The organism is Candidatus Symbiothrix dinenymphae (genome assembly GCF_001431085.1).
On record NZ_BBRU01000008.1, the window covers coordinates 1 to 1,741 of the forward strand.

Annotated in this window: 1 protein-coding gene; it reads right to left on the bottom strand. The window is 47.6% G+C overall.

The annotated features are described in order from the left end of the window. The coding region (locus ASC50_RS00275; RefSeq protein WP_304518296.1) for a BamA/OMP85 family outer membrane protein at nt 1-1,741 on the bottom strand (1,741 nt) is incomplete at both ends.

Genomic DNA, 1,741 nt, shown 5'->3' on the forward strand with positions numbered 1-1,741 from the left:
GAATAGGGCGGGGTGCCATTCACCGACAGCGAAAAAGTGGAACCTGAACGTGTGTAGAGCTGATTGTCTATTGAACTGCGCCCCAAAGTCAAGCCCAACGAAAATTCATTGGCATTACCGTTTTGCACCACAAAATACTGCCAGTTGTGCATTATATAACGCTGATAGCCAAGCTCTGCCGACAAGGTGAAATACATATCGGGCCAATTCAACCGGCGACTGTGACCAACAGACATGCCAAGTATTTCCATGGATGTATTGTCGTCATAAGCCAAATCGCTGTAGCCGTAACCACTGCCATAGCCGCTGCCGTAGCCGTAGCCGCCGTAACCATACATGCTGTTCGTGTATGAACGCGAATCCACGCCGGTTTGCCTCATATAGAACGCGCTGACTGACAGCCCGTTAGGTCGCTTGCTGCCGAGCCAGGGTTCCATAAATGAAATGCTGTAAGATTGATAATACCGCCCGTTGGTTTGCCCACTGATGGACAATGTTTGCCCGTCGCCTCGCGGGAAAATGCCTTTGTGCGCACTTGGATATAGCAAATTTTTAATGGAAAAGTTGTTAAAAGATAAACCTACACGCCCCACAATGCCGGTTTGCCCATATCCTAACGAAAATTCGACTTGGTCGCTGCCTTTGGTGGTCAGATTGTAGGTCAAATCCATTGTACCGCTTTGCGCGTCAGGCACTTGCTGAACTATATCGGGTGCCTCCATATCGAAATGCTTCATATTTCCCAACATACGATACGATTCTATCACCGCATCTTTGCTGTAAAGTTGCCCGGGCTTTGTGGTTAATTCGCGGCGGATAACGTCTTCATACACCACATCGTTGCCTGTGATATTGACTCGGTTGATGGTGGCTTGCACACCTTCCGTGATGCGAATTTCCAAGTCAATCGAATCATTTTCAATCTGCACCTCCACTGCATCGGGATTCGCGAATATATAGCCCTGATTGTAATACGAATTGCCAATAGACTCATCATCAGCCATCAGCTTGTCGTTCAATTTCTTCTGATTATAGACATCGCCCGACTTCATATCCAGCACACGGCTCAGCCCCTCTGTCGGGTAAACCGTGTTGCCTATCCACTTCACATCGCGCAGGAAGTATTTGTGACCTTCCTCCACGGTGACGAACACATCCACTTTTTTAGACACATCACCCTTTTTATCCAACACCGGAGCCACGCTGTCTGCCACAATACGGGCATCACGGAAGCCGGATTCGTTGTATTTGGCAACGATATTGCCCAAATCTTCGGTATAATTCTCGCGATTGAACTTGGTGGAACGCAGCCACTTACGCGTAAATTCCTTGAACGGCATGCGTTTCCCAAACACAGGGTAATTGGTCTTTTTCATCGCAATTCGTATGTCGGAAGCCTTAATCGCATCGTTGCCAAGAATATGCACCTTGCGAATTTTGATTTTTTCCTTCTTATCAACGGTGATGTCCAAAATGATTTTGCCGGGGTTAGACACATCCGGTTTCTGCTGAATTTCAACCGTGGAATTGTTAAAACTTTTCTTCTCAAAAAAATCTTTCGTGCGCTTGCGTATGCGATTGAGAATATTAGGCGTGATTTGCTGCCCCCGAAAAACACCCACGTAAGGCTCCAATTCCTCCCGCTCACCCTTTTTCACGCCATGAAACACCACGCTGGAAATGATAGGATTGGGCTTGAGCTGAACCGACAGCCACACACTATCCTCGCTCAACCGAGAGG